General features: G+C 70.5%; 21 protein-coding genes. 5 read left to right on the top strand and 16 right to left on the bottom strand.

Going from position 1 to position 23,957, the window contains the following annotated elements:
- Positions 1-106 precede the first annotated feature (106 nt).
- Positions 107-937 carry a DUF1295 domain-containing protein gene (locus DEU37_RS03790; RefSeq protein WP_121189310.1) on the top strand — a complete coding sequence of 277 codons (831 nt, stop codon included), beginning with the start codon at positions 107-109 and terminating at the stop codon, positions 935-937.
- On the opposite strand, the gene DEU37_RS03785 is transcribed toward DEU37_RS03790, so the two are convergent.
- The 4 genes from DEU37_RS03785 to DEU37_RS03770 form a co-directional block, all read right to left on the bottom strand.
- A complete protein-coding gene (locus DEU37_RS03785) occupies positions 930-1,532 on the bottom strand; it encodes a thymidine kinase (RefSeq protein ID WP_121189309.1) in 603 nt (200 codons plus the stop codon). The two genes, DEU37_RS03790 and DEU37_RS03785, sit on opposite strands and share 8 nt — an antisense overlap.
- A 22-nt stretch (positions 1,533-1,554) precedes the next feature.
- A complete protein-coding gene (locus tag DEU37_RS03780) occupies positions 1,555-3,030 on the bottom strand; it encodes a malate:quinone oxidoreductase (protein WP_121189634.1) in 1,476 nt (491 codons plus the stop codon).
- 208 nt (positions 3,031-3,238) lie between these two features.
- Positions 3,239-4,312: an aspartate-semialdehyde dehydrogenase gene (locus DEU37_RS03775; protein ID WP_121189308.1), complete on the bottom strand. Its 1,074-nt coding sequence runs from the start codon at positions 4,310-4,312 to the stop codon at positions 3,239-3,241.
- 129 nt (positions 4,313-4,441) lie between these two features.
- Positions 4,442-5,650, bottom strand: coding sequence for a PLP-dependent aspartate aminotransferase family protein (locus DEU37_RS03770; RefSeq protein WP_121189307.1), 1,209 nt, complete (start codon positions 5,648-5,650; stop codon positions 4,442-4,444).
- 99 nt (positions 5,651-5,749) lie between these two features.
- Here DEU37_RS03770 and DEU37_RS03765 point away from each other — a divergent pair, with 99 nt between their 5' ends.
- Complete coding sequence (locus DEU37_RS03765; RefSeq protein ID WP_121189306.1) at positions 5,750-6,193, top strand: Lrp/AsnC family transcriptional regulator; 444 nt, start codon at positions 5,750-5,752, stop codon at positions 6,191-6,193.
- Positions 6,194-6,222: 29 nt separating this feature from the next.
- Here the strand turns inward: DEU37_RS03765 and DEU37_RS03760 are convergent, their stop codons facing one another.
- Genes DEU37_RS03760 through DEU37_RS03750 form a run of 3 tightly spaced genes read right to left on the bottom strand, consistent with a single transcriptional unit; the run spans position 6,223 to position 10,069 of the window.
- Complete coding sequence (locus DEU37_RS03760; RefSeq protein ID WP_121189305.1) at positions 6,223-7,599, bottom strand: aspartate ammonia-lyase; 1,377 nt, start codon at positions 7,597-7,599, stop codon at positions 6,223-6,225.
- Positions 7,596-9,017, bottom strand: coding sequence for an aldehyde dehydrogenase family protein (locus tag DEU37_RS03755; RefSeq protein WP_259457120.1), 1,422 nt, complete (start codon positions 9,015-9,017; stop codon positions 7,596-7,598). The genes DEU37_RS03760 and DEU37_RS03755 overlap by 4 nt, the downstream gene beginning before the upstream one ends.
- On the bottom strand, positions 9,014-10,069 hold the full coding sequence (locus DEU37_RS03750) for a homoserine dehydrogenase (RefSeq protein ID WP_121189304.1): 1,056 nt from the start codon (positions 10,067-10,069) through the stop codon (positions 9,014-9,016). Before DEU37_RS03750 ends, DEU37_RS03755 begins: the two co-directional genes overlap by 4 nt.
- A gap of 288 nt (positions 10,070-10,357) precedes the next feature.
- Here DEU37_RS03750 and DEU37_RS03745 point away from each other — a divergent pair, with 288 nt between their 5' ends.
- Genes DEU37_RS03745 through DEU37_RS03735 form a run of 3 tightly spaced genes read left to right on the top strand, consistent with a single transcriptional unit; the run spans position 10,358 to position 13,740 of the window.
- Positions 10,358-11,851, top strand: coding sequence for an amino acid permease (locus tag DEU37_RS03745; RefSeq protein ID WP_121189303.1), 1,494 nt, complete (start codon positions 10,358-10,360; stop codon positions 11,849-11,851).
- The gene (gene alr, locus DEU37_RS03740) at positions 11,848-12,966 is read left to right on the top strand and encodes an alanine racemase (protein WP_183043568.1); all 1,119 of its coding nucleotides are present in this window, start codon (positions 11,848-11,850) and stop codon (positions 12,964-12,966) included. The genes DEU37_RS03745 and alr overlap by 4 nt, the downstream gene beginning before the upstream one ends.
- An 18-nt stretch (positions 12,967-12,984) precedes the next feature.
- The gene (locus DEU37_RS03735) at positions 12,985-13,740 is read left to right on the top strand and encodes an IclR family transcriptional regulator C-terminal domain-containing protein (RefSeq protein WP_121189301.1); all 756 of its coding nucleotides are present in this window, start codon (positions 12,985-12,987) and stop codon (positions 13,738-13,740) included.
- Here the strand turns inward: DEU37_RS03735 and DEU37_RS03730 are convergent.
- The 9 genes from DEU37_RS03730 to DEU37_RS03690 form a co-directional block, all read right to left on the bottom strand.
- Positions 13,737-14,546: an IclR family transcriptional regulator gene (locus DEU37_RS03730; protein ID WP_121189300.1), complete on the bottom strand. Its 810-nt coding sequence runs from the start codon at positions 14,544-14,546 to the stop codon at positions 13,737-13,739. The genes DEU37_RS03735 and DEU37_RS03730 overlap by 4 nt on opposite strands.
- Positions 14,547-14,571: 25 nt before the next feature.
- A complete protein-coding gene (locus DEU37_RS03725; RefSeq protein ID WP_016464448.1) occupies positions 14,572-15,873 on the bottom strand; it encodes an aspartate kinase in 1,302 nt (433 codons plus the stop codon).
- A gap of 228 nt (positions 15,874-16,101) precedes the next feature.
- Positions 16,102-16,917, bottom strand: a complete 816-nt coding sequence (locus DEU37_RS03720) for a lytic transglycosylase domain-containing protein (protein WP_259457119.1) — start codon at positions 16,915-16,917, stop codon at positions 16,102-16,104.
- Positions 16,918-16,922: 5 nt separating this feature from the next.
- Positions 16,923-17,702: a phosphate ABC transporter ATP-binding protein gene (locus tag DEU37_RS03715; RefSeq protein ID WP_220699821.1), complete on the bottom strand. Its 780-nt coding sequence runs from the start codon at positions 17,700-17,702 to the stop codon at positions 16,923-16,925.
- Positions 17,703-18,014: 312 nt separating this feature from the next.
- On the bottom strand, positions 18,015-18,989 hold the full coding sequence (locus DEU37_RS03710; protein ID WP_121189298.1) for a sortase: 975 nt from the start codon (positions 18,987-18,989) through the stop codon (positions 18,015-18,017).
- Complete coding sequence (locus DEU37_RS03705) at positions 18,986-19,765, bottom strand: hypothetical protein (RefSeq protein WP_121189297.1); 780 nt, start codon at positions 19,763-19,765, stop codon at positions 18,986-18,988. Before DEU37_RS03705 ends, DEU37_RS03710 begins: the two co-directional genes overlap by 4 nt.
- A complete protein-coding gene (locus DEU37_RS03700; RefSeq protein WP_121189296.1) occupies positions 19,762-20,877 on the bottom strand; it encodes a WxL protein peptidoglycan domain-containing protein in 1,116 nt (371 codons plus the stop codon). Before DEU37_RS03700 ends, DEU37_RS03705 begins: the two co-directional genes overlap by 4 nt.
- A gap of 173 nt (positions 20,878-21,050) precedes the next feature.
- Entirely contained in the window at positions 21,051-22,646 is a 1,596-nt protein-coding gene (locus DEU37_RS03695; RefSeq protein ID WP_121189295.1) for an immunoglobulin domain-containing protein, read from the bottom strand.
- Positions 22,647-22,684: 38 nt separating this feature from the next.
- Positions 22,685-23,932, bottom strand: coding sequence for a hypothetical protein (locus DEU37_RS03690; protein WP_121189294.1), 1,248 nt, complete (start codon positions 23,930-23,932; stop codon positions 22,685-22,687).
- Positions 23,933-23,957 lie beyond the last annotated feature (25 nt).

Below are 23,957 nucleotides of genomic sequence, written 5' to 3'. Positions count from 1 at the left end.
TCGGCTTCTCATTCCGTCATCCCTATATGGTCAGGCCACACTAGCGCACCGGCGACGGACCGGCAATAATCGCCGGACGGGGAAGACACGGGCCTACTCTCGGACCATGGACCCCCTCCTGCTCGTCATCGTCCTCGCCGCCGTCGCGTCCGCCTTCTGCTGGGTGGCGTCGCTCGTCAGCGGGGACACCTCCTGGGTGGACCGTCTGTGGTCGATCGTCCCCGTGGCGTACGTCTGGGTGTTCGCGGCGTCCGCCCTCGCCTCGGCTCAGGATGCCGCGCGCCTGGTCGTCATGGCCGTCCTCGTGACCGCGTGGGGTGCGCGACTGACCTTCAACTTCGCGCGCAAGGGCGGCTACTCCGGCGTCGAGGACTACCGTTGGGCGATCCTGCGCGGGCGCATGTCGCCGGCGCTGTTCCAGGTGTTCAACCTGCTGTTCATCGTGCTCTACCAGATGACGCTGCTCGTGCTCATCACGCTCCCTGCGGCGATGGCGCGGACTCATCCGGCTCCGCTGACAGCGGCCGATGTGATCATCGCCGTGCTCTTCGTCGGCTTTCTCCTCGGCGAGAGCGTCGCCGATCAGCAGCAGTGGAACTTCCATCGGGCGAAGGCGCGCGGCGATGCCGACGGCTTCCTCACGACGGGCCTGTTCGCCTACAGTCGGCATCCGAACTTCTTCTTCGAGCAGGCGCAGTGGTGGGCCGTCTACGCGTTCGGTGCCACCGCCGCCGTCGCCTCCGGAGCGGGCGTGTGGGGCGGCGTGATCAACCCGACCATCATCGGCGCGATCCTGCTGACACTCCTGTTCGTCGGATCGACCGTGTTCACCGAGTCGATCTCGGCCGCGAAGTACCCCGCCTACGCGCAGTATCGGCGGACGACCTCGATGCTGATGCCGCTGCCGCGCCGCCGAGACGGCGCGCGCGTCAGCTGAGCCGGCCGCCCGACTCGCGCAGGTAGCACTCTGCACACATCGACTCGTAGGTGACCTTCTCGTGCGAAAGCTCGTCGATGGCGACCTGATCGCCGTCGAAGACGAATCGTCCTCCGACCAGGCGCGCGTTGAACAGCGCCTTGCGCCCACAGCGGCAGATCGTCTTCAGCTCTTCGAGGCTGTGGGCGAGCTCCAGCAGCCGGGCCGAGCCGGGGAAGGCGCGCGTCTGGAAGTCGGTGCGGATGCCGTACGCGAGGGCGGGGATGCCGTCGTCGACGACGATCCGCAGCAGGTCGTCGACCTGGGCCGGTGTGAGGAACTGCGCCTCGTCGATGAGAAGACATGCGACCCGTCCGCCGTAGCGGGCGGCGTGCTCCGCGACGAGGGCGCGCAGATCGGCATCCGGAGCGATGAGGAAGTCGACCTGGCGCTCCACGCCGAGTCGGCTGGAGATCTGATCGGCACCCTTCGTGTCGATCTCGGGCTTGGCCAGCAGAACGTGCTGCCCGCGCTCTTCGTAGTTGAAGGCCGCCTGCAGCAGAGCCGTCGACTTGCCGGAGTTCATCGCTCCGTAGCGGAAGTACAGCTTCGCCATGCGCGTGCAGCCCCGATCCGGCTCAGCGGTTGATGCCGAGCACGCCGGCCGTGGCGTCGAGCGACGCGTCCGCGGCGGCAGGGTTGCCGTTGAGGGTCGACCCGTAGCTCGGGATGAGCGCCTTCAGTTCGGGCTCCCAGGCGGAGATGCGGTCGGGGAAGCACGTCTTCAACAGGCCCAGCATGATGGATGCAGCCGTCGAGGCGCCCGGGGAGGCGCCCAGCAGGCCGGCGATCGACCCGTCGGCCGAGGTGACGACCTCGGTGCCGAACTGCAGGACGCCACCCTTCTGCGGATCCTTCTTCATGACCTGTGCACGCTGGCCGGCCTGCAGCAGCTCCCAGTCCTCCGCCTTCGCGGTCGGCATGAACTCGCGAAGCGAGTCGACCTTGCGCTTGTGGCTCTTGAGCAGTTCGCTGACGAGGTACTTGATGAGGCCGGGGTTGTCGACGGCAACCTTGAGCATCGGCCCGATGTTGCCCGGACGCACCTGCGCGACGATGTCGGTGATGCGGCCGTTCTTCAAGAACTTGGGGCTGAAGGTCGCGAACGGCCCGAACAGCAACGACGTCTCGCCGTCCACGACGCGGGTGTCCAGATGCGGCACCGACATCGGCGGCGCCCCCACCGAGGCCTGTGAGTAGACCTTGGCCTTGTGCTGGGCGACGATTGCGGGGTTGGAGGTCTTCAGCCACTGCCCGCCGATGGGGAAGACGCCGTAGCCGGCGATCTCCGGGATGCGCGAGGACTGCAGCAGCTTGATCGCCCAGCCGCCCGCGCCGACGAAGACGAAGCGGGCCGACAGGCTCCCCGGGGTGCGCCCGAGCGTGTGACGATACGACACGTTCCACGTGCCGTCGGCGTTCTTGCGGAGCTTTCGCACCTCACGATTGGTGACGACGTCGACGCCCTGGTCGGCGAGGTGCGAGAACAGCTGTCGCGTGAGCGCGCCGAAATCCACATCGGTGCCGGCGGGCACCCGCGTGGCCGCGAAAGGCTCGTCGGACTTCTTGCGCTTCTGCATGAGCAGCGGCGCCCACTGGTTGATGACGCGGGAGTCCTCGGAGTACTCGATGCCCTCGAACAGCGGCTGCGTGCGCAGCGCCTCGTAGCGCTTCTTGAGGTAGGCGACGTCATTCTCCCCGCGCACGAACGTCATGTGCGGGGTCGCGTTGATGAAGGTGGACGGCGCATCGAGGATGCCGCGTTCAATGAGGCTCGCCCAGAGCTGACGGCTCTGCTGGAACTGCTCGTTGATCGAGATCGCCTTGGCGGGGTCGACGGAGCCGTCCTTGGCCTCGGGCATGTAGTTGAGCTCACAGAGCGCCGCATGCCCCGTGCCGGCATTGTTCCAGGCGTTCGAGGACTCCTCGGCGACGTCGCTGAGGCGCTCGAGCACCACGATCTTCCAGTCCGGCTGCAGTTGCTTCAGCAGGGTTCCGAGGGTGGCACTCATGATGCCACCGCCGATCAGGACGACGTCGACGGGTTCACTCACGATCACCCAGTCTAGGCGCCGTTTTCCACGGCCTCCGCGAGGCGCGGCATCCACCGCCGTCAACTCTTGCGGTTCTTTCGCCTCGCTCAATTCCGCGAGAAACGAGTTCCGCACCGAGACACGCGCCGTCCGGCGGTGTTTCGGTGCGCGGACCGTGTCTCGCAGTCAGGCGGTCTCGCGGTGAGCGGTGCTCGGGCTCGGACCGGCGTCAGGCGGCGGGGGCGGCCAGACGCGCCGCGACGATCTCGGCGATCTGCACGGCGTTGAGCGCGGCGCCCTTGCGCAGGTTGTCGTTGCTGATGAACAGCACGAGACCCTTGCCCTCGGGGGCGGACTGGTCTGCGCGGATGCGGCCGACGTAGCTGGGGTCGTTGCCGGCGGCCTGCAGCGGCGTCGGCACCTCCTCGAGCACGACGCCGGGAGCGGATGCCAGGATCTCGCGCGCCCGCTCGGGCGTGATGTCGTCGCGGAACTCCGCGTGGATCGACAGCGAGTGGCCGGTGAAGACGGGAACGCGCACGCACGTGCCGGCGACGCGAAGGTCGGGCAGCTCGAGGATCTTGCGGCTCTCGTTGCGGAGCTTCTTCTCCTCGTCGGTCTCGTTGTCGCCGTCGTCGACGAGGTTTCCCGCGAACGGGATCACGTCGAACGCGATGGGGGCGACGTACTTCTCCGGCTGCGGGAAGTCGACGGCCGACCCGTCGTGCACGAGGTCGAGCGTGTGCCCCTGGGCCAGCACGCCCTCGACCTGGCCGAGGAGCTCCTGCGCCCCCGCCAGACCCGAGCCCGAGACGGCCTGGTAGGTGCTGACGATCAGGCGCTCGAGGCCGGCCGCGGCATCCAGCGGCTTGAGAACGGGCATGGCCGCCATCGTCGTGCAGTTCGGGTTGGCGATGATGCCCTTCGGCGGGTTCACCGTCGCGTGCGGGTTGACCTCGCTCACCACGAGCGGGACCTCGGGGTCCATGCGCCACGCGCTGGAGTTGTCGATGACGACGGCACCGGCCTCGGCGAAGCGCGGGGCGTGCGCGCGGGAGCCGGTGGCGCCGGCGCTGAACAGCGCGATGTCGATGCCCGCCGGGTCGGCGGTGGCGACGTCCTCGATGATGACCGTCTGCCCGCCGAACTCGACCGCCGTGCCCGCCGAACGGGCCGTCGCGAACAGGCGCAGCTCGCGGATCGGGAACGCACGCTCCGCGAGAATCTCGCGCATGACCGTGCCGACCTGTCCGGTGGCGCCGACGACGGCGACAGAGAGTCCTGAGTCAGAGATGCGGGTCATGGCAGATCCTTGCAGCGGTGCGGAGTGGTGCCCGAACGGGCGGATGCCGAGATTCTACCGGCCGCGCATCGGGGGCCGGCGCCGTGTGACGGCGGCATCCGGTCGGGTGCGGGCGCTTTCCTGCCGATCTCAGCGCCGGTGGAACGTCTCGTCGAGAGCCGCGGCGAGGTCGGCCAGCAGATCGGCGGTGTCCTCGAGCCCGACCGACAGGCGCAGGTGTCCCCACCGGCGGAACTCCTCCGGGTAGGCGGCGACCCGCCCTCCCCCGGTGCCCGTGTGGACGATCAGCGAATCGTCGTGGCCGAGCGAGAAGCCCGACGTGATGAGGCGCAGCCGCGAGACGAAGCGGTTCTGGGTGTCGGGGTCGCCGTCGACGGCGAAGGCCATCATGCCGCCGAAGCCACGCCCGCCGAACTGGCGCTCCGCGAGCGCGTGCTCGGGGTGGCTCTCCAGGCCCGGATAGCGGATGAAGGCGACCCGCGGGTCGCCCTCGAGGAAGGCGGCGATCTCCTGAGCGGATGCCAGGTGCTGGCGCATCCGCAGCGGCAGCGTGACCGAGCCGCGCTGGATCTGCCAGGCGTTGAAGGGCGAGATGACCCCGCCGACGTCGACCATCGCATCGGCCTTGATCGGCTCGATGAGCCCCCGTGCGCCGATGACCGCACCGCCCATCGCGTCGCCGTGACCGTTGATGTACTTGGTGAGCGAGTGGACGACGAGATCGGCGCCGTCGCCCAGCGGCCGGTACAGCGGCGGGGGTGTGAAGGTCGAGTCGACCATGAGAAGGGCGCCGGCTTCGTGTGCGATCTCGGCGAGCGCGGCGACGTCGGCGACCTTCGTCGTCGGGTTCGCGATCGCCTCGATGCAGACGAGACGGGTCTCGGGCCGGATCGCGGCGCGGACGGCGTCGAGATCGCTCACGTCGACGAACGTCGCCTCGATCCCGTAGCGCCCGGGCAGCAGCTCGGTCCACAGCCGCCACGTCGCCTCATAGGTCTCGTCGCTGACGACGACGTGGTCGCCGACCTTCACGTGGGTGAAGAACACGGCGTGCAGCGCCGCGACGCCGGAGGCGAGCGCGACGGCATCCTCTCCGCCCTCGAGCGCGGCGAGCTTGTCCTGCAGCGCCTGCTGGTTGGTGCCGGTGTTGCGGGTGTACAGGCCGGGGGCCGTCGCCGACCAGCTGATCTCGCTCGGATCCTCGGGCAGCTCGTACGAGTTCGCCATCACGAGAGGGGTGCGAAGGGCCCGGGTGGAGTCGAGGTGGATGCCGCCGTGCACGGCGAGGCTGAGATCCGAGAGCGTGCCGGCGCGGCGGCGGTCGGGACGTGCGGTCATGGGATTCCTCTCCGGGCGGTGCGGATCTTCCGAACGCTCACGGTACACGGTACTGTGCTTCATCAGCACTCACAATTGTCTTTAATGCACGGAGAACGCATGATCGGCAGCGCCCTCGATGGCATCGACCGCGAGATCCTCGCGGCACTCACCGCGGACGCGCGCATCCCGCTCGTGGCGATCGCCGCGCGCGTGCACCTGTCCCGCAACGCCGTCAAGCAGCGGATGGAGCGGATGGAGCGCGACGGCGTCATCGCCGGCTACACCGTCGTGCCCGGCGCCGCGGCGGCACGCGGTGTGACGGCCATCGTGATGATCTACCGCGCCGATCGCATGCGCGACGACCGCGTGGTCGGCGCCCTGCGCGGCATCCCCGAGGTCGTCCGCTGCGACGTGCTCTCCGGCGAGTACGACCTGTTCGTCACCCTCCACGCGGCGAGCATGGACCGCATCGGCGAGATCTGGGAGCAGATCGCCGCCCTCCCGGGCGTCGAGAACACCGTGACCGCCGTGTCGCTCACGCGCGCGATCGACCGGTCCTGACGGCGCCCCCGCAGCGGTCGACACCCGGCTCACACCGCGGCCAGCAGCCGGGCCGCCTCGTCGCGTTGCAGGCCCGCGTGGGCGGCGACCGCATCGGCCAGCGGCTCGCCGGTCGCGAGGCACTGCCGCGCCGCGCGTGCCGCCGCCTCGTAGCCGATGGCCGGCACCAGGGCGGTGACCGCGCCGACCGCGGTGGTGACGTTGCGCCGCAGCACGTCCTCGTCGGCGCGGATGCCGTCGACGCAGCGCTCGCGCAGCATGCGCGCACCGCTGGTCAGCCACGCGATCGCCTGGAGGAGAGTGTGCGCGATGACCGGCTCGAACGCGTTGAGCTGGAGCTGGCCGGACTCGGCGGCGATCCCGATCGTGACGTCGGCTCCCATCACCGCGAAGGCGATCTGGTTCATCGCCTCGGGGATCACCGGGTTGACCTTGCCGGGCATGATCGAGGAGCCCGCCTGCTGCGCGGGCAGGCGGATCTCGCCCAGCCCGGTCTGGGGGCCGCTGGAGAGCAGCCGCAGATCGCTGCTGATCTTCGACAGCTTCACCGCGATCCGCCGCAGCAGGCTCGAGGTCTGCAGGAACGCGCTCGTGTCCCAGCTCGCCTCGAACAGGTGCGCGGCGGGGGTGACCGGCAGAGCGGATGCCGCGGCCAGCGCCGCCACGATCTCCTCCCGATACGCGTCCGGCGCCGTGACCCCCGTGCCGATCGCGGTGCCCCCGAGGGCGCATTCCAGCAGCAACGGCACGGTCTCCTCGAGCCGGCGGACGTCCTCGGCGATCGCGACCGCGAAGGCGGTGAACTCATCGCCGAGCGACATCGGCACGGCATCCTGCAGCTGGGTGCGGCCCACCTTGCGAATCGGCGCGAACGCGTCGCCGCGCGCCTCGAAGGAAGCGGCGAGGGCGGTCAGCTCGGGCGACAGCCGGTGAAGACCGCGGACCGTCGCGAGACGAATGGCGGTGGGATAGACGTCGTTCGTCGACTGACTGCGGTTGACGTGGTCGATCGGATGCACGACGTCGTAACGGCCCCGCGCGATGCCGAGCGTCTCGAGGGCCGCGTTGGCGATCACCTCGTTGGCGTTCATATTCGAGCTGGTGCCGGCGCCGCCCTGGATGACGTCGACGACGAACTGGTCGTGCAGCTCTCCCCCGATGATGCGCCGGCAGGCCTGAGCGATGGCCTGCGCGATCACCGGCTCAAGCAGGCCCTGCCGCGCGTTGACCGTCACGGCGGCCAGTTTGACCTCGGCCAGGGCCACGACGAGCGAGGGATGCCGGGAGATCGGTGTCCCGCTGATCGCGAAGTTCCGCGTTGCGCGGGCGGTGTGGATGCCCCAGTAGGCATCGGCGGGGATCTCCCGCCGGCCGAGCCCGTCGTGCTCGATGCGCACGGCGTTCATGCGTTGATGCAGATGACCTTGGGCTGGGTCATCTCCTCGTAGGCGAAACGGACGCCCTCGCGCCCCATGCTCCCGTACTTCGCCCCGCCGAAGGGCATGCTGTCCACGCGGTAGTCGGACGAATCGTTGACCATCACGCCGCCGGCCTCAAGTCGGTCGGCGACGCGGAGCGCGCGGGCGATGTCGGACGTGAACGTCGCGGCGTGCAGCGCGTATTCGGTGTCGTCGGCACGGGCGATCGCCTCCTCCTCGGTGTCGAAGGCGGTGAGCACGACGACCGGCGCGAACACCTCGTCGGCCCACAGTTCGCAGGACGCGGGCACGTCCTCCACCACGGTGGGGGCATACACCGCACCCGTGCGACGGTGGCCGACGAGCACGCGGCCTCCGGCGGCGACCGCGTCGTCGACGAGCCGCTCCGCCCGGTGCGCGGCCTCCGCGGAGATCATCGGTCCCACGTCGGTGGCCTCGTCGCTCGGGTCGCCGGCGCGCAGGGCCACCGCGTAGGCGACCAGCCGCTCGCGGAACGTGTCGTACGCGGAACGCTCGACGAGCAGGCGCTGGGCGCCGACGCAGTTCTGCCCTGCGGCCCAGAACGCGCCCGATACGCACGCCTCGGCGGCGGTGTCGAGGTCGGCGTCCGCGAAGACGATGACCGGCGCGTTGCCGCCGAGCTCCATCGCCAGCTTCTTCAGCCCGGCGCCGCGGGCGATCGCCTCACCCGTCGCGAAACCGCCGGTGAACGACACCATCCGCACTTCGCGCGCCGCGACGAGCGCCTGCGCGAGGTCCCGGTCGCCGTGGACGACGGTGACGATCTCGTCCGGCAGGCCCGCGTCGACGAGGAGGTCGACGAGGAACCGGGCCGTCAGCGGCGTCAGCTGCGAGGGCTTGAGCACGACGGCGTTGCCGCCGGCGATGGCCGGCCCCAGCTTGTGGGCGACGAGGTTCAGCGCGTCGTTGTAGGGGGTGATCGCGAGGATGATGCCCAGCGGCTCGCGGGTGAACCACCCGCGACGGCTTTCGGACCCCTCGAACGCGTCGAAGGCGATGACCTCACCGGGGTGGGAGCGCGCGGCATCCGCCGACAGCGAGATCGTCATCACGGCGCGGCGCACCTCCTTGCGGGCCTGGCGGATCGTCTTGCCGGCCTCGGCGACGATGAGCGTCGCGGCCTCCTCGGCGCGCTCGCGCAGCAGGGCGGTCGCGCGGTCGAGGATCTCGTGTCGCGCGAAGCGGGAGAGCCCGCGCGAGATGCGGGCGCCGGTGCGGGCGCGTTCCAGGATGCCGTCGACGTCGGCGGGGACGCTCTGGGCAACCGTCCCAATGACGCGACCGTCGTAGGGGGCGGTGACGACGAGCGGCTCCGGCCGGTCGGACCGGCCCGCCGGAGCCCGGTCGATCGCGGGGGCGCTCACGAGGCCACCTCGAGCGCGGCGTGGCGCTTCGCGTCGATCGCGATGATGTCCGACAGCAGCGCGTAGGCCGTCTCGATGCGTCCGGCGCCCGGGCCGGAGACGGTCACCGTCCCCAGCAGGTCGGTGTCGAACGAGACGGCGTTCGTCGCCCCGGAGATGCCGGCCAGCGGGTGGGTCCCCGGCAGCGCGACCGGGCGCACGCTCGCCACGACCGCACCGGAGGCGTCGCGCCGGGCAGAGCCGATGAGCTTCCAGCGCGCGCCGTCCGCGGCGGCGCGCCGGATGTCGTCGGCGCTCACCCCGGTGATGCCCACGCGCTCGACGTCGGCGGGGGTGATGTCGGCGCCGAGGATCTCGTTGGCGAGGATGACGACCTTCAACTGCACGTCGGAGCCGCCGATGTCCGCCGTCGGGTCGGCCTCGGCGTAGCCGAGCGCCTGCGCCTCCGCGACGGCCGCGTCGAGCGACAGGCCGGCCTCCATGCGACCCAGCACGTAGTTGCTCGTGCCGTTGAGGATGCCCTGGACCTCGCAGATGCGCAGGCCCTTCAGCGTTTCGCTCGCGAAGCGCAGCACGGGCGTGCCGCTCATCACGGAGCCCTCGTATGCGAAGAAGACGCCGTGCGCGGCGGCGATGCGGTTGAGCTCGGCGGCGGCGAGCGCGACCGGTCCCTTGTTGGTCGTCACGACGCTCTTGCCCGCTTCGAGCGCGGCGCGCACGTGGGAGATGCCCGGCTCCCCGTCCCGCGGGTTGGTGAAGGTCGCCTCGACGACGATGTCGGCCGTCGTGTGGCGGATGACGTACTCGTTCTGAGGCACCGCGGTGCCGCCGCGCCAGCCGGCGAAGGTGTCGTCGGCATCCATCGCGAAGACGGCCGCCAGGTCGATGCCGTCGGCCTGCATGAGCGAGCCGAGGCGCAGATCGGTGATCGCGACGATCCGGAGGGTGAAGCCGAGGTCGTCGGCGAGCGCGTCGCCGCGGTCGAGGACGATCTGGGCGAGGGCGCGGTTCACGCCGCCGAATCCGATCAGTGCGATGTCGTGTCGGTCCACGTCGGGCTCCTTCAGGTCAGGGGTGAGGTCGGGGACGGGCCCGATCAGTCTTCTGCGCGCCGATGTCGGTGCGCGCCTGTCGGTGCGCCCGCGCCGACTGACAACCTGACCGCGCGGCTGACATTTCGTCGGTCTGCGAGAATGCGCTGTCCGGTTCGGTGCGAACCCTTGTGCCCGACGGCTCGCCTCAGTAATCTCCCGGAAACACGTGGTGTGCATCATCATCACAACGATGTGAAAATGCAGCACCTCCAATCCTCACGACCTCGACTCGATTGAGAGACCGACATGCGCCCCACCTCCGCGCAGGACCTCCCGAACGTCCTGCCCCACACCACCGCGACGCAGGTGCCCTTGCGCCGTCTGCAGCGCTCCATGGACGCCCGCCACCTGATCATGATCGCCCTCGGCGGCGTCATCGGATCGGGCCTGTTCCTCAGCTCCGGCTACACGATCAACCAGGCCGGACCGCTCGGCGCGATCATCGCCTACCTCGTCGGCGCGATCGTCGTCTACCTCGTCATGGCGTGCCTCGGCGAGCTGGCGATCGCCTACCCCGTCTCGGGCGCGTTCCACATCTACGCCGCCCGGTCGATCGGTCCCGCGACGGGCTTCACGACCGCATGGCTGTACTGGCTGTGCTGGGTGGTCGCCCTCGGCTCCGAGTTCGTCGCCGCCGGCATCCTCATGCAGCGCTGGTTCCCGACCGTGCCGGTGTGGGTGTGGTGCCTGATCTTCGCCGCTACCCTTTTCACGATCAACGCCATCTCGGCGCGGGTGTTCGGCGAGACCGAGTTCTGGCTGTCGCTCATCAAAGTGCTCGCGATCGTCGCCCTGATCGTCCTGGGCGGTGCCGCGATCTTCGGCTTCACGCCCCTGTCGACCGAGCACCCCGCGGCGGTTCTCTTCAGCAACTTCCAGACGCCCGGGGGCCTGTTCCCCGGCGGCGTCGGCGGCGTGGTCGTGACGGCCCTGGCCGTCTTCTACGCCTTCAGCGGCTCGGAGCTGATCGGTGTCGCCGCCGGCGAGACCAAGGACCCCGCGAAGAACATCCCGCGGGCCCTGCGCTCCACCGTGCTGCGCCTGCTCGTGCTGTTCGTCGGCTCCATCACGGTGATCGCCGCGATCCTCCCCTACGACCAGGCGGGCCTGACGAGCAGCCCGTTCGTCGACGTCTTCCAGTACGTGGGCGTGCCGTTCGCCGCCGACGTCATGAACTTCGTCATCATCACGGCGCTGCTGTCGGCCGGCAACAGCGGACTGTTCTCCTGCGCGCGCATGCTCTTCTCGCTCGCCGAGGAGGGCCACGCGCCGAAGGCGCTCATGCGCCTCACCTCGCGCGGCATCCCGATCGTCGCCCTGAGCGTCAGCCTGGCGCTCGCGCTCGTCTCGCTGATCTCGAGCATCATCGCCGCCGACACCGTCTACCTCGTGCTCGTCTCGGTGGCCGGGTTCGCCGTGGTCGCGGTGTGGATGTCGATCGTCGCGTCGCTGTACTTCCACCGCCGCCGCTTCGTCCGCGAAGGCGGTGACATCCGCACCCTCGCCTACCGCACGCCGCTGTTCCCGGTCGTGCCGATCGTCGCGTTCGCGCTGCTGTTCATCTCGATCGTCGCGATCGCGTTCGATCCCAACCAGGTCGCCGCGCTGTACTTCGGCATCCCCTTCGTCGCCGCCTGCTACCTGTTCTTCTGGTGGCGCTACGGGCGGCGCGGCGCGGCGCACCGGGCTCCCGTGTCGGAGGAGGCCCCGGTCGGCGTCGACGACAGCGCCTCGGCGTGAGCTCGAGCCCTGCCTGGGTCGAGGTCGACACCGCGGCCGTCGCAGACAACCTCGCGGCGGTGCGGGTCGGCCTCGGCCCCGACACCCCGATCTGCGCCGTGGTCAAGGCGGACGCCTACGGCCATGGCGCCGATCTGATCGTGCCGGTGCTCGCCGCACACGGCGTCGCGTGCATCGGGGTGACGTCGAACGATGAGGCCCGCACGGCGCGAGCGGCCGGGTTCTTCGGTCGCATCCTGCGCCTGCGCGCGGCGCTTCGCGACGAGGTCGAGGATGCCGCGGACCTGGACATCGAAGAGTGGGTCGCCGGGGCCGCGCACGCCGGCGTCGTCGCGGCTGCGGGCGCCGCGACGGGGCGACGACCCCGGGTGCACGTCTCGATCAACGCGACCGGCATCAGCCGCGACGGCATCGACCTCGACCTGCCCGACGCCGCGGAGCAGCTGACCGCGATCGGCGGGGACCGACGTCTGACGGTCGTCGGCGTCGCCTCGCACTTCCCCTGCGAGGACGCCGACGACGTGCGCGCCGGCGCGCGGGCCTTCGACGCGCAGTCCCGGCTCGCCGGCGCACTGCTGTCATCCGGTCCGCTCGAACGGCACTGCGCGACCTCGTATGCCGCCCTGACCGTTCCCGCCTCGCGGTTCGACCTCGTGCGGATCGGGGCCGCACTGTACGGCGACACTTCGGCGTCCGTGCCGGGCCTGCGCCCCGCGATGCGGCTGGTGTCGCGGATCGCGGCGATCTCGACGTACCCGGCGGGGCGCACCGTCGGCTACGACCGCACGCACCGCCTCGACCGGACGGCGCGCCTCGCCGCGGTGCCGCTCGGATACGCCGACGGCTACCAGCGCGCCCTGGGCGGCCGTGCCGAGGTGCTCGTGCGCGGCCGCCGGATGCCGGTCGTCGACCGTCTCGCGATGAACACACTGCTCGTCGACGTGAGCGATGCGGCCGACGCCGCCATCGGCGACGAGGTCGTGCTGTACGGGCGCCAGGGCGCCGGGCACATCGACGCCGCCGACCTGGAACGCGCGAGCGGGCAGATCGCGGCTAACCTCTATACATCCTGGGGCCGGCTCATGCCGCGGCGCGCGCTGCCCCTTCCCGTCTGAGGCCCGCGAGAGCACCCCATGTCATCACCGTCGTCCTTCCTGCAGGGCCTCGCGCTCGTCGACGAGGTCGTGCGGCGGGAGCGGTCGGGACGCCTCGTCCACAACGCATCGCGGCTGTCGGAGGCGACGGGGATCGAGCGCAGCCGCGTCTCCCGGCTCACGCAGGAGCTGCGCGACGTCGGCTTCCTGGAACGCGACGACGACGCCCTGTTCGGTGCCGGCGCGGACTGGTTCCGGACGGCATCCGCCCTCACCCGGCCGTGGTTGCGCGCCGCGCGGGCAGACCTGCGCCGTCTCGCGGGGGCACAGGGCGTGACCGGCATGATCGCCGCGGCCGACGGGCCCGCGGCCGTGCTGCTGCGGGTCGAGAGGCCGAACGGCGCGGACGGCGGATACCTCCACCCGGGTGCGCGCGTGCCGATCTGGTGCACGGGTGCCGGCCGCGCGCTGCTGTGGGAGAACACGGATGCCGACATCGCCGTGCTCCTGCGGGACGTGCAGTTCGTGGGCGTCGGGGGGCCCGCCGCGGCCCGATCGGTCGCCGACGTGCTGCGGTTGCAGGCGCGCGACCGCGAGAGCGGCATCGTCGACGCCGCGCAGGAGTACGTCGAGGGCGTGCAGGAGTACGCGCTCCCGCTGCGCGGCGGATCGGGGATCGTCGGCGCCGTCGCCGTGTCCATGTCCCCACGCGGATCCCGGCGCACGCGCGAGACGCGCGAGGCACTGCGCCGCATCGCCGACCGCCTGAGCGCGATCGCCCGCGACGCGGACTAGATCGAGGCGGCGCGCGCGCCCAGCGCGTGCGACAGTGCGCTCGCCGCCGCGATGCAGCGCGCACCGAGCTCATCCACGCGGGCGGACAGCGCGGCGCGCTCCCCCACGATCTGCAGCCCCGCGACGACCTCGCCCCGGAAGTCCCAGACGGGCGCGGACACCGAGAACAGCTCGGGCTCCGCCTCCTCATCGACGATCGCGAAGCCCCGCTGCCGACTCTCCGCCAGCCGGCCGAGGAACTCGTCGACGGACCGTGCAGCCCGCGGGCCGCCGCTCGCGAAATCCGTGTCCGCGAACACCGCGCGGATCTCGTCGTCGTCGGCATCCCACAGCACGGCACGTCCCGCATCGCTGCAGAACGCCGGGTAGGCCCGCCCGATCCACGAGCCGATCATGCGGGAGCCGGCGGGTATGCTCTCCACGATCGTGACCGTCGCGTCCCCGGCCAGCACACCGAGGAAGCAGGCCTCGCCCGTCGTCGCCGACAGGGCGTCGAGCACGGCGAGGCCGTCGGTGCGCAGCCGTCGGTGCACGAGCTCCTGAGCGTCGGCGTACCAGCTCCACGAGAGGCGATACCCCCCGTCATCGTCACGCACCGCGAGACCCCGCTCGTGCAACGCCGCGAGGGTGCGGGAGATCTGCGAGCGCTCACGACCGAGCGCGTGCGCCACCTGCTGCACGCTCGCGCCCGCCGCGTTCTCTGCGGTCAGCCCCGCGAGGGCGGACAGCACGTCGAAGCCGCGCCCCATGCTGGAGCGGGATGCCGCGTCGTGCGCCGCGGCATCAGAGTCGGATCGCGGCGCCATGAACCGAGGATACGGCGCAGGACTGTCAGCGACCGGTGCCGGCGTAGACCGTGGCCTCGGTGTCGCTGTCGAGCCCGAAGGCGGTGTGGACCACGCGGGCGGCCTGAGCGAGTTCGTCACCGCGGAGCACGACCGAGATGCGGATCTCCGACGTCGAGATCATCTCGATGTTCACCCCCGCCGTCGACAGCGCCTCGAACAGCGTCGCGGACACACCGGAGTGGGTGCGCATGCCGGCGCCGACCACGGACAGCTTGCCGATCTGGTCGTCGTGCACGAGGCTCTCGAAGCCGATGCCCGCCTGCTCGGCGGCAAGCGCCCGCAGGGCGGTCGCGGCATCCGACTTGGGCAGCGTGAAGGAGATGTCGGTGCGACCGGTCGCTGCTCCCGACACGTTCTGGACGATCATGTCGACGTTGGCGCCCGACTTGGCGATGACGGTGAAGATCTCCGCCGCCTTGCCGGGAACGTCGGGCACGCCGATGACCGTGATCTTGGCCTGGCCGAGGTCGGTGGCGACACCGGCGACGATGGGCTCTTCCATGGAGGACTCCTCTGTACTGTCGGGAGCGAGGCTATCGGGAACGCTCATGCCCGGGCCGAGCACGAACGTGCCTCGTCCGGAGCTGAACGTCGAGCGGGCGTTGATCATCACGCCGTGGCGACGCGCGTACTCGACGGCGCGGATGTACAGCACCTTGGCACCGTTGGCGGCCAGCTCGAGCATCTCCTCCGCGGAGATGACATCGAGCTTGCGGGCCTTCGGCACGACGCGGGGGTCGGCGGTGAAGATGCCGTCGACGTCGCTGTAGATCTCGCAGACGTCGGCGTCGAGCGCCGCGGCGAGCGCGACGGCGGTCGTGTCGGAGCCGCCGCGGCCGAGCGTGGTGATGTCGCGGGTGTCGCGGTTGAAGCCCTGGAAGCCGGCGACGATGACGATGGCGCCCTCGTCGAGCGCCTCGCGCAGCCGCACCGGGGTCACGTCGACGATGCGGGCCGAGCCGTGATCGGCGGTGGTGATCATGCCCGCCTGGCTGCCGGTGAACGAGCGCGCCTCGAAGCCCATCGAGTGGATCGCCATCGCCAGCAGCGCCATCGAGATGCGCTCGCCGGAGCTCAGCAGGATGTCGAGCTCGCGGGGTGCCGGGATCGGCGCGACCTGCGAGGCGAGGTCGATCAGCTCATCGGTCGTGTCACCCATCGCGCTCACCGCCACGACGACGTCGTGCCCGGCGCGGCGCGCGTCGACGATGCGCTTGGCGACCCGCTTGATGCTCTCGGCGTCGGCGACGGACGAGCCGCCGTACTTCTGGACGATCAGCGCCACGTGTGGAACTCCTGAAGACATGTCGACGGGCACTCGGATGCCGCGCCCACCTCCCCATCCTAGGGATCGGCGCATGCTCCCCGAGCCATGTGACGACGGCCCCGACGCGCAGCGCCTGCGCACGAACTCCGCAGAATGCCGCGAACTCCGCAGCCGAATGACGCGCGGGATGCGGAGTACGTGATCTTCTGCGGAGTTCGTGACTGCTGCCTCGCAAGCTCGGACGCGTCAGCGGGCAGCGGTCGCGACGGCAGCGGCGTAACGGTTCGCGGCGGCGGCGACGTCGTCGACGTAGACGTCGAGGTGGTTGTAGGCGAACACCGCGGCGCGCCAGCCCGCGGCATCCGTCATCGTGCCGGCGGCGCAGAGGTAGCGCGCCGTCGCGAGCGCCGCGTCGTCGATCTGGTTCGGGTCGGCGACACCGTCGCCGTTGCCGTCTGCGCCCCAACGGTCCCACGTGTCGGGAATGAACTGCATCGGCCCGACCGCACGGTCCCACGTGGTGTCGCCGTCCCAGCGGCCTCCGTCGGTGTCGGCGATCGCGGCGACGCCGTCACCGTCGAGGGACGGCCCGCGGATGGCGGGAGTGGAGTACCCGTTCTCACCGAGCACCGCGCCGCCGTGCCGTCCGTGATCGGACTCGATCGCCCCGATCGCGGCGACCGTGTTCCACCCCAACCCGCACGAGGGCTGTTCGGCCGCGATCGTGAGCTGCGCACCCGCGTACGCCCGGAGCGCACGGGCGGGGATGCCGGTGGCCGCGGAGACGCGGGCGAGCCAGACCGGGTCCACGCGAGGACCGGGCGTCACCGGGGCCGACGAGACGACGGCCGCATCACCCGCGGCCGGTGCGGTGGCGGCGGCATCCCGTCTCGCGGACGCTCCCACGAGCGAGTCGATGCGGGCTGCTGCGGGCGATGCGGCAAGGCCGGACGACGCCACGTCGACGTGGGCGATCACGCCGCCGAGGAACACGGCGAGCAGCGCCGCAGCGCCGAGCGCGAGCCCGCCCTCGCGCCACGAGCACCGCGCGACCACTCGCACCGGCCTCAGCCGAACCGGCCGTTGACGTAGTCGAACGTACGGGGGTCGATCGGCGCCGAGAACATCGCGTCGGTGTCGCCGTGCTCGACGATGTGGCCGGGCTGGCCCTGCGAGGCGAGGAAGAACGCGCACTGCTGGGAGACCCGCTGCGCCTGCTGCATGTTGTGCGTGACGATGACGATCGTGACCTCGCGCGCGAGCTCGGTCATCGTCTCCTCGATGACGCGCGTGGAGGTCGGGTCCAGCGCGGAGCACGGCTCGTCCATCAGCAGCACGCGCGGCCGTACGGCGAGGGAACGCGCGATGCACAGGCGCTGCTGCTGCCCGCCCGACAGGCCGCCGCCGGGCGCGCGCAGGCGGTCCTTGAGCTCGCGCCAGAGCCCGGCCTTGGTGAGGCACGTCTCGACGAGCTCGTCCTTCTCGCTGCGGCTGGAGCGGATGCCGGCGAGTTTGAGCCCCGCGACGACGTTGTCGTAGATCGACATCGCCGGGAAGGGGTTCGGCTTCTGGAAGACCATGCCGATCTTCTTGCGGGCGTCCACGAGACGGTGTCCAGCGTCGTAGATGTCGTCGTGGTCCAGCAGCACCTCACCGGCGAGGGATGCCGAGGGCACCAGCTCGTGCATGCGGTTGAGGATGCGCAGGAACGTCGATTTGCCGCACCCCGACGGCCCGATGAGCGCCGTCACCTGGCCGGCGGGCATCTGCAGCGACACGTCGTGGAGCACCTGGTGGTCGCTGAACCACGCGGAGATGGCGCGGGCTTCGAGCTGCGACGGCGGCAGGAGCGCCACCGCGGATGCCGGCGCTGAGACGAGCACCGGCGCGGGCGCGGCGAGTGCGGGACTGACGCCACGGTGCCCCTCCGGTGCCCCCTGACCGCTGACCACCAGCGTCTCGGAGACGACCGGAGCGCGCCCCGCCTTACGACCCAGGAACCGTGGCCCTCGCGTGCCCTCGGCACGCTGCGCGCGGTGCTCGGCGCGTCCCGTCGGTCCCTCGGGAGAGGCGGAGGGGTCGAGATCGTCAGTCATGGCGGAGGCTCCGAGTCAGAGGAGGTCAGGGTCAGAGGAGGTCAGGGTCAGAGGAGGTCAGGGTCAGAGGAGGTTGGGAAGGAGGCGGACGAGCTGGTCGCAGGCGAAGACGCTCGCCAGCAGCAGGATGGGCACGAAGACGATCCAGGTCTTCTGCGCACCGACACGGCGAAACGCCCAGACGGCGGCGACCTCGGCGGCGACGAGGAACTGGAGCGCGAAGACGAGAGCCCAGACGGTCGTCGTGTCGGTCGCGAGCGCCGCGTGGGACGGCGGCAGCGTGATCGGGGTGGTCTGGCGGGCCCCCGCGGGCTGGCCTTTGTCGACGAGCCGGGCGTCGACGTACGCGATTCCGGTCGGCACGTAGGGCGCCCCGCGCGCCGTGAGCAGGATGAGACGGCTCTCTCCGCGGACGGGCGCGGGCGGCGTCGGGTCGCCCGCGTAGCGGACGCCGAGCACCTCGAAGGTGTTCAAGCCCTGCCCGGTACGTACCTCGAACCGCTCCCCCGGTTGCAGCGACTGCAAGCGCCCGAACGGACCGCCGAAAGCTGCGGCGCGACCCATCACGACGCTGACACCGACCTGGCCCGGCAGCACCGTATCGCGGCGGTGGCCGGGGCCGCCGGCGAGGACGCCCGATGATGTCCCCTCCGCGATCACCTCGTGCACCCCGAGCCGCGGGATGTCGATGATGCCGACCGGCGCGCCGTCGGCGAGGAGGACGTCGTTGAAGTCGCCCTCGCTGACCGGCGCCGTGCCGGCAGCCAGTTGCGCCCGGTACGTGTCGGAGAGCTGCTGCTGGGCGGCGAAGTGGAGCACGTGACTGAGGACCAGGAGGTGGAAGACGAAGGCGAGAGCGAGCGCGGCGATGAGCGAGAGGATGCCGCGGGCAAGCGCCTGCCCGGGCGTGAGCGGCGCGTACTGCGGCGCGGGCCGCGGCATCCGGCGGGGACGACGCGGCGGAGGCGGAGGCGGAGCGGATGCCGGGGATACCGCGACCGGCGCGACGACCTGGGTCGCGTCGTCGACGACGCTCATACCGCGGCCTCCGACGGCTTCGCGGCGAGGGCGAGCGCGACGGCGCGCCACGCGAGCAAGGCGATCGCCAGCGTCGCCGCCAGCGAGGTGCTCAGCCACGGAAAGACGACGACGAGCGCGTCGCGGGTGACGGGCGTCAGGGGCGTGCCGTCGACGGTGGCGGGCGGCGTGATCGTCACGTGAGTGTTGACCAGCCCCCACTGCCCGGCGCCGTGCAGACGCGCCGAGATGAGGCGCGTCTCGCCCGGCTGAAGCCCCGTCACAGGCACGGCGGATGCCGAGTCCAGCGCCGTGCCGAACAGCACGCTGTCCATCCAGAAGTCGGCGGTCAGATCGATCACGCTCGAGGACGCGTTTCGCACCGAGAGCCACAGCGTGACATCCCCCTGCGCGGGATCGGGCGACAGCGCAACCGATGAGTTCACGCCGCTCACGTAGACCATCCCGGCGATACTGACGGTGCCGGCCGCTCCCGCGCCGCCGCCGGCGCCCGCGCCGCTGCCGCCGCCCGTTCCGTCGCCAGCGCCGGTTCCCTTGCCCCCGCTCGTCCCACCCTTGCTCGGCGCCGACCCGCCAGACGAGGCAGAAGGGGTGGGTGCGGGTGACGAAGACGCGGGTCGCGGCGTCGGGCTGGCGGTCGATCCGTCGGTGACAGTGACGGTGAGGTTCGCACCGTCGTTGCCGTCGTCGTCGGCGGCGTGGACGAGCGTGGAGGGCACGAGCAGCAACCCGAGCGCGACTCCCGCGGCCGCCAGTGCGCGGACGACCCCGGTCATGAATCCGCCGGGGCGGTCGCCGTGGCGGCATGCACCCTCGCCTCGGCCGCGGCGGCCGCCTGCTGCTCGGTGTAGGCGATCCACTCCTGGGCGCGCGCCTCGTCGCGGCGCCGCCGCCAGCGCAGCAACAGCACGATGGCCGCGACGACGGCCGCGGCGATCAGCAGCATCCACGGGACGGCGACGACGACCGTGTCGCGGGTCACCGGCGCGACCGCGACCTGCATCGCGGCATCCTGAGCGTCGACGAACGGGATGAGCTTCGCCGCCGGGTTCAGGTAGCCCCACTGTCCAACTCCGACGAGATCGAACTCGTACGTGGCGGAGTTGCCCGGAAGCAGCACGGGGATCGCTCCACCCTGCGTGTCGGCGGCGGGGATGCCGAACCACGTCACCGCCCCCATGGAGACGTTCGCCGCGAGCGCGACGTTGCCGGGGTTGTCGACCGTGTAGAGCACCTTGAGAGTGCCGCCGAACGGGTTCCACCAGTCACCCTGGTAGGTCGCGTCGAAGCTCGCGAGGGTCAGTCGAGGCTGCAGATCGCCGGACACGCGGGCGAACAGCGCCGTCGCCACCCGGCGATCGAGACTGACCTGCTGCCCCTCATCCGTGACCGAGGCGACGATCCCGCCCGCATGGTCACCAGGGGTGGCGTCGGCGGGGAAGGCGACGGTGAAGCTGAGCAGACGCAGTTCCTGCGGCTCGAGGGAGAACTGGATGCGGTCCTGGCCGTTTTCGAATCGCACCCACGTACCCAGGGCTTGCGGGGTCTCGGCGGTGGCGAGCAGCGAGAACTCGCCGCTGGTCGCGTTGTAGGCGTCGGTCGCGTAGACGGTGAAGTCCTGTCGCTGCGTGCCCGTGTTGCCGACCAGCACCTGGTCGGTCACGCTCTGGCCCGGGTCTGCTGCGTACGCGAACCGGGTGCGTCCGTCGGGGCGTCCGTCCGCTCCCGCGGGGCGGGTTGCGACACCCACTGAAGCCGCCGCGGGGGCGTCGTCGGCTCGGGCGGGCAACGCACCCGCGACGACGGGGAGCACGAGAGCGAGCGCGAAGAAGAACGCACCGAACGTGTGCCGGATGCGCCTTCCCGATCGGGTGGTCGAGAACTGCACGGTCAATCTCCGCAGATATGGGCGACGAGGGGTGGTCGCGGGAATGAACGAGGGGTGATCGGGACGGCTCCGGAAGATGACGGATGCCGCGTCGGCCCGATCGCATCGTGAACGCACCGTGTGGGGAGGTCGCGAACGACCTCCCCACACGGCTCAGCGCCGGGCTGCAGGGCTCACTTGGAGGTGAGCGTCAGCGTCAGCGTCGAGTGGTACTGACCAGCCGCGGCATCCTTCGGCGCCGCGAACTTCAGGTCGGCATCGAGCAGCGCACCGTCGGTGAGCGTCGACACCGCCGTACTCTCGGCGATCTTGGTGCCGTTGGCGCCGAGCGTCACGCCCGGCAGCAGCGAACCGTTGTCGAACGCCTTCGGCGTGATCGTCAGGGCGGAGGCCGGGATCTCGTCGGAGCCCGCCGTGAACTTCGACCACGCGGCGTCGAGGGTCCAGCCCTTGAGCACCTTGCGGTCGTCGATGACGGTGACCTTGCCGAGCGACTTCGTCGACGCGGTGTTGCGCGCGACGTTGCCGAAGTCGATCGCCGTCTGCGCCGCGTTCAACGACCACAGGTCGCTGGCCGTGACCGCCGCCTGCAGGTCGACCGTGTCGGTCTTCGCAGGGTAGCTCGGCACGGGGACCGTGAAGGTGCCCCACACGACGACCGTCGAGCTGCCCGGCTGGGTCAGCGCGATGGTGTGCGCACCGGGAGCCAGCGCGGCGATGTTCACGACGACGTCACCGGAGGTGGCGTCGGCGGTGACCTGACCGAGGTTGGTCGCGGTGGACCAGCCCCACGCGGTCAGCGTCTGAGCCTTGAGGCCGACACCGGCGGGGATCGTCACCGTGGTCGCACCGTCGGCAGGGTCGGCGATCGTGACCTTGCCCGCGTCCGAACCGGTCGGCTCGGTGGGCACCACGTTGGTCACCGTGAGGGTCGCGGCGGTCGTCGTCGCCGAACCGGCCGAGTTGGTGTAGACGGCCTGGTACTTCGTACCCGACTGCGCCAGCTGCACGTCGGACACCGTGAGGGTGTCCGAGGTGGCGCCCGCCACATCCGACCACGTGGTGCCGTCGGTCGAGGACTGCCAGGTCACCGTCGGCGCCGGCGAGCCGGATGCCGCGGCCGTGAACACGGCCGACTGGCCCGGCAGCACCGTCTTGTCGGCCGGCTGCGTCGTGATCGCCGGGGCGGTCGCGGCGGGAGCCGGGGTCGAGTAGGTCCAGTCTCCAGTGCCCGCGGTGACCGTGATGTAGAGGAAGGACTCGTACTTGATCGTCGAGGTCGCGTTGTCGTAGACGGCGAACCCAAGGGAGTAGTCGCCACCGGCGGCCTTGACGGCCGCCGCGCCGACCGGTCCGCCACTGGCGGCTTCACCGACCGTGGCGGTGTTCTCCGGCGTCAGGCTCGGAGCGTAGACCTTCCCGCCATCCATCGCGAACGCCAGGTAAGAGTTCCAGTCGGTCTTGTGGTTCTCGTGACCTCGAGGGGAGATGAAGATGAACCCCTGGAGATAGTCGGGGGTGGAGAACGGCACGTTCGCGTCTGTCGAGTCAGGCGCCCCGACGACCGACGCACCCCACGGCAGGGACGTCGCGGTGACCTTGGAGTAGTCGGCGGTGTTGTACAGGTAGACGTTGTCCGCACTCTGCCCGGCACCGGTTCCGATGGGGGGAGGCGTCGAGGTGTCCGCGTGCGCCGCGAGCGGAGCAAGCATCGTCATCGAGACCCCGACCGCGACAGCGGCGAGGGTGCTCTTCACAGACTTCTTCATTGCAGGTTTTCCTCTTCGTGTGATGCGGGTTGCGGGAATCAGTTCGAACGCTTCGCGGCGCTGACCGGCTTGGCGAAGCCGAAGGTCTTCTTGACCTTCTCGGAGGTCGCGGCCGTACCGTTGTCGCCCGCGCTCCAGTAGGCGAGGCTCGTCGGAATAGTCGGGTCGACGGCGTTCGCGAGGCCCTTGTCATAGTTGCTCGAACTCGGGTTGACGCGGTCGTAGGAGACGATGACGTAGGTGGTGCGGCTGAAGGGGTTCGAGCCGCTGTAGTAGCTGGTGTTCGGCGTGAGCGCGTGACCGCTGCCGGTGTAACCGGCGACGCCACCGAGGCTTCCGAGGGAGAGCCCGGTCGTGGTGTTGACGATGCCCTTGGCAGCGAAGCCGGACTGCGTGTTGTCCAGGTTGTTCTGGGCGATGTACGACGCGACCGAGAAGGGGATGATCGCGATCTTGTCGGCGCCGGCGGCGGCGGCGAGCGTCGAGTTGGTGCCGTCGTTCTCGGGTCCGCCGCTGACGACGGCAGCACCGATCGAGATCTCGGTGCTGTGGTCGGCGGAGTTGAGGGCCTTGTTCCAGAACTTCCGGGTTCCCGAACCCGCCTGCGGCTCGACCGGCACGATGACATCGTCGGAGCTGCCGATCGGCGTCGGCGACGACGCCTTGTAGATGGCCTCGAGCTGCGACGCCGTGAGGGACTGCGCAGCGCTCACCGCCGAGGCGTCGACGTTGGATCCGACCTTCAGCGCATACGTCACGGCATCCTGGCCGAAGGGCACGTAGTAGAGCACGCCGTCGGACTCGTTGCCCGCGGTCGGCCCGTCGGAGCTACGCGCCCCGTCAACGGTGTTGGTGTTGATCGTGTAGTTGCCGTTCAGCCCGTCGGACGCACCGTTGAAGGTGTAGGTGGGGGCCGCCCAGGTGTGGTTGGTGCCGGTCACGCCGCCGATCGAGGCCAGGAGCGACTTCTTTCCGTCACCCGAGCCCGTCGGGCGAGGGAACGCCGCGGTGCCGGACTTCGTCTGAATCAGACCGCGCCCGCCGGAGATTCCGGGCGTAAAGGCGTTCCAGGACGCGACGAACTTGCCCGCACCAAGGGTGCGGACCGAGGGACCCGTCACGTTCGTGCCGTTGGCGAGGGCGCCGACGGCGTCCTGAAGTGTGTCCGAGCCGACGAACGCGTAGCCGTCGGTGACGGGGTCTGCGTTGGCAGCCGAAGCGACGCTGAGACCGGCGATCACGATTCCGAACGCAGCGCCGAACGCAGCGATCTTCTTGATTTTCATGAGTTCCTTTTCCTTGTCGGGTGAT

Source organism: Microbacterium sp. AG790 (assembly GCF_003634765.1).
Classification (GTDB): Bacteria; Actinomycetota; Actinomycetes; order Actinomycetales; family Microbacteriaceae; genus Microbacterium.
The sequence above is the reverse complement of the archived record's forward strand: the minus strand, read 5'-3'. Positions and strand labels throughout refer to the sequence as shown.

What these genes read in the sequence shown, in the direction of transcription:
- DEU37_RS03790 (WP_121189310.1), top strand. Translation starts at nt 107, where the DNA reads ATGGACCCCCTCCTGCTCGTCATCGTCCTCGCCGCCGTCGCGTCCGCC.
- DEU37_RS03785 (WP_121189309.1), bottom strand. Translation starts at nt 1,532, where the DNA reads ATGGCGAAGCTGTACTTCCGCTACGGAGCGATGAACTCCGGCAAGTCG.
- DEU37_RS03775 (WP_121189308.1), bottom strand. Translation starts at nt 4,312, where the DNA reads ATGACCCGCATCTCTGACTCAGGACTCTCTGTCGCCGTCGTCGGCGCC.
- DEU37_RS03770 (WP_121189307.1), bottom strand. Translation starts at nt 5,650, where the DNA reads ATGACCGCACGTCCCGACCGCCGCCGCGCCGGCACGCTCTCGGATCTC.
- DEU37_RS03765 (WP_121189306.1), top strand. Translation starts at nt 5,750, where the DNA reads ATGATCGGCAGCGCCCTCGATGGCATCGACCGCGAGATCCTCGCGGCA.
- DEU37_RS03760 (WP_121189305.1), bottom strand. Translation starts at nt 7,599, where the DNA reads ATGAACGCCGTGCGCATCGAGCACGACGGGCTCGGCCGGCGGGAGATC.
- DEU37_RS03745 (WP_121189303.1), top strand. Translation starts at nt 10,358, where the DNA reads ATGCGCCCCACCTCCGCGCAGGACCTCCCGAACGTCCTGCCCCACACC.
- DEU37_RS03735 (WP_121189301.1), top strand. Translation starts at nt 12,985, where the DNA reads ATGTCATCACCGTCGTCCTTCCTGCAGGGCCTCGCGCTCGTCGACGAG.
- DEU37_RS03730 (WP_121189300.1), bottom strand. Translation starts at nt 14,546, where the DNA reads ATGGCGCCGCGATCCGACTCTGATGCCGCGGCGCACGACGCGGCATCC.
- DEU37_RS03710 (WP_121189298.1), bottom strand. Translation starts at nt 18,989, where the DNA reads ATGAGCGTCGTCGACGACGCGACCCAGGTCGTCGCGCCGGTCGCGGTA.
- DEU37_RS03705 (WP_121189297.1), bottom strand. Translation starts at nt 19,765, where the DNA reads ATGACCGGGGTCGTCCGCGCACTGGCGGCCGCGGGAGTCGCGCTCGGG.
- DEU37_RS03695 (WP_121189295.1), bottom strand. Translation starts at nt 22,646, where the DNA reads ATGAAGAAGTCTGTGAAGAGCACCCTCGCCGCTGTCGCGGTCGGGGTC.
- DEU37_RS03690 (WP_121189294.1), bottom strand. Translation starts at nt 23,932, where the DNA reads ATGAAAATCAAGAAGATCGCTGCGTTCGGCGCTGCGTTCGGAATCGTG.